The organism is Acidovorax sp. KPB24-03, assembly GCF_057546605.1.
This window is the reverse complement of the sequence record NZ_BAAJYR010000340.1, coordinates 1-3,824: the sequence shown is the minus strand read 5'-3', so window position 1 is coordinate 3,824 and position 3,824 is coordinate 1. Positions and strand designations below refer to the sequence as shown.

The following is a 3,824-nucleotide window of genomic DNA, read 5'->3' as shown; positions in this document are numbered from 1 at the left end:
CACAGGTGGCACAGGTGGCACGGGCGCCGCGGCGATGTCGGCGGGCTCGGGGATCGGTGGGTCGGTCGGAAGGACGCGGCTCATGGCGTGTCCTCCAGCGGCATGAAGTAGCCCACGCCGCGCATGGTCTGAATGCGCCCGCTGCCGAGCTTGCGGCGCAGATGGTGGATGTGCACTTCCACCGCATTGCTCTCCACCGCGCTCTGCCAGCTGTAGAGGCTTTCCTCGATCTGCTGGCGCGACAGCACCCGGCCGCGCGACTCCAGCAGCACCAGCAGCACCGAAAACTCGCGTGGGGACATGTCCACCTGCTGTCCGGCGAGGCGTACCGTGCGCGCGGCGGGGTCCACCTCCAGATCGCCATGGCGGATGGTGGGCGATGCCCGGCCCGCAGCCCGGCGCAGCAGCGCGCGCAGGCGCGCTTCCAGCTCGTCCACGTCGAACGGCTTGGCCAGGTAGTCGTCGGCCCCTTCATCCAGGCCCGCGATGCGCTGGTGGACCTGGTCCCGGGCGGTGAGGATCAGCACCGGCAGGGCCGGATCGGGCAGCGCGGGCGCGCCCGGGGCACCGGGCGGGCTGTGGCGCAACCGGCGCAGCAGCTGGGCGCCATCGCCATCGGGCAGGCCCAGGTCCAGCAGCACGGCATCGAACCGCTCCATGCGCAGGGCGCTCCAGGCGGCCGCCACGCTGGAACACACGTCCACCGCATAGCCGCGCTGGTGCAGGTTGGTGCGCAGGCCGTCGGCAATGCCTGCATCGTCTTCGACCACGAGGATTCGCATGGGGGCGATTGTCACCGCGATGCGGATTCGCCAGAGCCCGCCCGTCCGGCGGACCGACAAACATGGTGGGGACCACCGTTAAGACGGCGTTAAGAGCGGCTGCCTATCGTCCGCCCCCATGCCGACTTCCTACCCCCCTGTCGCTGCGCCTGCCGCATCGCGACTCTCCCGTTCGCTTCCACCGCTGGCCTGGGCGCTGGGCGTCCTGGCGGTGCTCATCGCCTGGGACAGTTCGGGCCTGGACCTCGATCTGGCCCGGGTGTTCGGCTCGGCACAGGGCTTTCCCCTGCGCGACCACTGGCTTTTCGTGCACGTGCTCCATGAAGGCGCGCGGCGGCTGGGCTGGGTGCTGGTGCTGGTGCTCGCTGTCGGCGTGTGGTGGCCGGTGGGCGTGCTGCGCCGGCTGGACCATGGCGAGCGGGTGCAGATGGCGATCAGCGCCCTGCTGTCGCTGGGGGTGATTGCCCTGCTCAAGCAGAGCAGCACCACCAGTTGCCCCTGGGACCTGGCGGAGTTCGGTGGCGTGGCGCGCTACGCCTCGCATTGGGCCCTGGGCGTGATGGACGGCGGCGGCGGCCACTGCTTTCCCGCAGGGCATGCCTCGGCCGGCTTCGCGTTCCTCGGTGGCTATTTCGCCCTGCACCGCAAGGCGCCACGCGCCGCGCGCTGGTGGCTGGCCGGCGCCCTGGCCGCCGGTGTCATCCTCGGACTGGCGCAGCAGGCACGCGGCGCCCACTTCACCAGCCACACGCTGTGGACTGGCTGGTTCTGCTGGATGACGGGCTGGCTGTGCGACCTCGGGGGACAGTGGATGCGCCGGCATTTCCCGGAACTGGACAGCCACCTGACCGCCGACGCCGACGCCCATGCTGTCCATTGAACTGGCGCTGTTTACGGCCGTGAACGCCACGGCAGCGACCCCGACCGGCATCGTGACCGCCGCGCGCTGGCTGTCGCAGGGGTTCCCCATCCTTGCAGGGCTACTGGTGGCCGCGGGCCTGGCCTTTGGCAGCCCCCGGCTGCGCCAGGCCCTCATGCTGAGCCTGGTGGCCGTAGTAGTCGCCTGGTGCGCCGCGCACGGCATCCGCGCATGGTTTCCCATGCCCCGCCCGGGGCAGCTGGGCCTCGGCGTGCAGTGGATCGAGCACGGCGTCCGCGCGGGCTTTCCCAGCATGCATGCCACCGGCGCGTTCGCGCTGGCCCAGGGGTTGGCCCTGGGGCTGCACCGGCGCCACGCGCCCTGGCAATGGCTGGCCTTCGGACTGGCGGCGGCCGTGGCGTGGAGCCGTGTCTGCCTGGGCGTGCACTTTCCCGCGGACGTGCTGGCGGGCGCACTGACCGGCTGCGCGAGCGCCCTGTTCGCCAGGGCCCTGCTGCGGCACGCGCTCAGCTGGCGCGGCAGATCTTCAGCATATTGGTTCCGCCCGGCGCGCCCATCGGCTCGCCGCACGTGATCGCGTACAGGTCGCCCTGCTGCACGATGTTGCGGCTCTTGAGGTGGCCTTCGGCCTGTTCCAGCGCGGTGTCGCGGTCGGCGCTGGTGTCCATGAGCAGCGGGCGCACGTTGCGGTACATGGCCATCTTGCGCTGCGTGGCCACCTTGGGGGTGAGCGCGTAGATGGGAATGTGGATGCGGTGGCGGCTCATCCACAGCGCGGTGGAGCCGCTCTCCGTCATGGCCACGATGGCCTTGGCCCCCAGGTGGTGGGCCGTGAAGAGCGCGCCCATGGCGATGGACTGGTCGATGCGGCCCAGGGTCTGGCCCGTGAAGTCGGAATCGCGCTCGGGGTCTTCCGCGCCTCGGCGGCGGCGCAGATCTTGGCCATCTCCTCGACCGTCTCCAGCGGGTATTTGCCCGCAGCGGTCTCGGCGCTCAGCATCACGGCGTCGGTGCCGTCCAGCACGGCGTTGGCCACGTCGCTCACCTCGGCGCGCGTGGGCACGGGATTGGTGATCATGCTTTCCATCATCTGCGTGGCGGTGATGACGACCTTGTCCATGTCGCGCGCCATGCGGATCATCTTCTTTTGCAGCGCCGGAACGGCCGCGTTGCCCACCTCCACGGCCAGGTCGCCCCGCGCCACCATGATGCCGTCGGACACGCGCAGGATCTCCTCCAGGCGCGGCACGGCCTCGGCCCGCTCGATCTTGGCGATCAGGCCCGGCTTGTGCCGGTACTCGGCTGCAGCCACATTGCACAGCTGGCGCGCCATTTCCATGTCGGTGGCGTTCTTGGGAAAGCTCACGGCCACGTAGTCGGCCTGGAAGCTCATCGCGGTGCGGATGTCCTCCATGTCCTTGGCGGTGAGGGCCGGTGCGGTGAGGCCGCCTCCCTGCTTGTTGATGCCCTTGTTGTTGGACAGCTCGCCACCGATCTTGACGGTGGTGTGCACTTCCTCACCGCGCACGGCGTTCACCACCAGCACGATCAGGCCGTCGTTGAGCAGCAGCACGTCGCCGGCCTTCACATCGCGCGGCAGTTCCTTGTAATCGAGGCCCACGCCGTTGTCGTCGCCCGGAATGGTGCGCGACGCGTCGAGGATGAAGGACTGGCCCTGCTGCAGCTGCACGCGGCCTTCGGCGAACTTGCCCACGCGGATCTTGGGGCCCTGCAGGTCGGCCATGATGGCCACCTCGCGGCCCGCGCGCTGTGCGGCCTCGCGCACGGCGATGGCGCGATCGATGTGGTCCTGCGCCTTGCCGTGGCTGAAGTTCAGCCGCACCACATTGACCCCGGCACGGATCATCTGCTCCAGCAGTTGCGGGTCGCTGGAAGCGGGCCCGAGGGTGGCAACGATCTTGGTGGCGCGGCGGATCTGCATGGCGGTTCGGTCTCTCTGCATGGATGTAATCGGGTTTCAATTTTGCATGAAAAGAGGTTACATCACCTTCAGGCAGACCCCGACTGCGCGCCATGGCCAAAGCAGGTCTGCACTGGCAGGGTTGCAGAGGGCCACCCCGCTGCGGCAGACCTTGGGCCGCCCTCGATGCCCGGGCGGTCCATCCGCCCGGGCATCGAAACCTTGTATCTTTGACGCTCGG

At 69.5% G+C, this 3,824-nt stretch carries 3 protein-coding genes and 1 pseudogene; 2 read left to right on the top strand and 2 right to left on the bottom strand.

Going from position 1 to position 3,824, the window contains the following annotated elements; all coding sequences use genetic code 11:
* Positions 1-80: 80 nt before the first annotated feature.
* A complete protein-coding gene (locus tag AC27KI_RS20420) occupies positions 81-782 on the bottom strand; it encodes a response regulator (RefSeq protein ID WP_487115535.1) in 702 nt (233 codons plus the stop codon).
* Between the two features lie 118 nt (positions 783-900).
* Between AC27KI_RS20420 and AC27KI_RS20415 the strand changes: the two genes are divergently transcribed.
* Positions 901-1,662 (top strand): phosphatase PAP2 family protein, encoded by a 762-nt coding sequence (locus AC27KI_RS20415; RefSeq protein WP_487115533.1) that lies wholly within the window; start codon positions 901-903, stop codon positions 1,660-1,662.
* On the top strand, positions 1,649-2,236 hold the full coding sequence (locus AC27KI_RS20410) for a phosphatase PAP2 family protein (protein ID WP_487089240.1): 588 nt from the start codon (positions 1,649-1,651) through the stop codon (positions 2,234-2,236). Before AC27KI_RS20415 ends, AC27KI_RS20410 begins: the two co-directional genes overlap by 14 nt.
* On the opposite strand, the pseudogene pyk reads toward AC27KI_RS20410, so the two are convergent.
* Positions 2,169-3,604, bottom strand: a pseudogene (gene pyk, locus AC27KI_RS20405) (pyruvate kinase). The gene AC27KI_RS20410 and the pseudogene pyk sit on opposite strands and share 68 nt — an antisense overlap.
* Between the last annotated feature and the right edge of the window lie 220 nt (positions 3,605-3,824).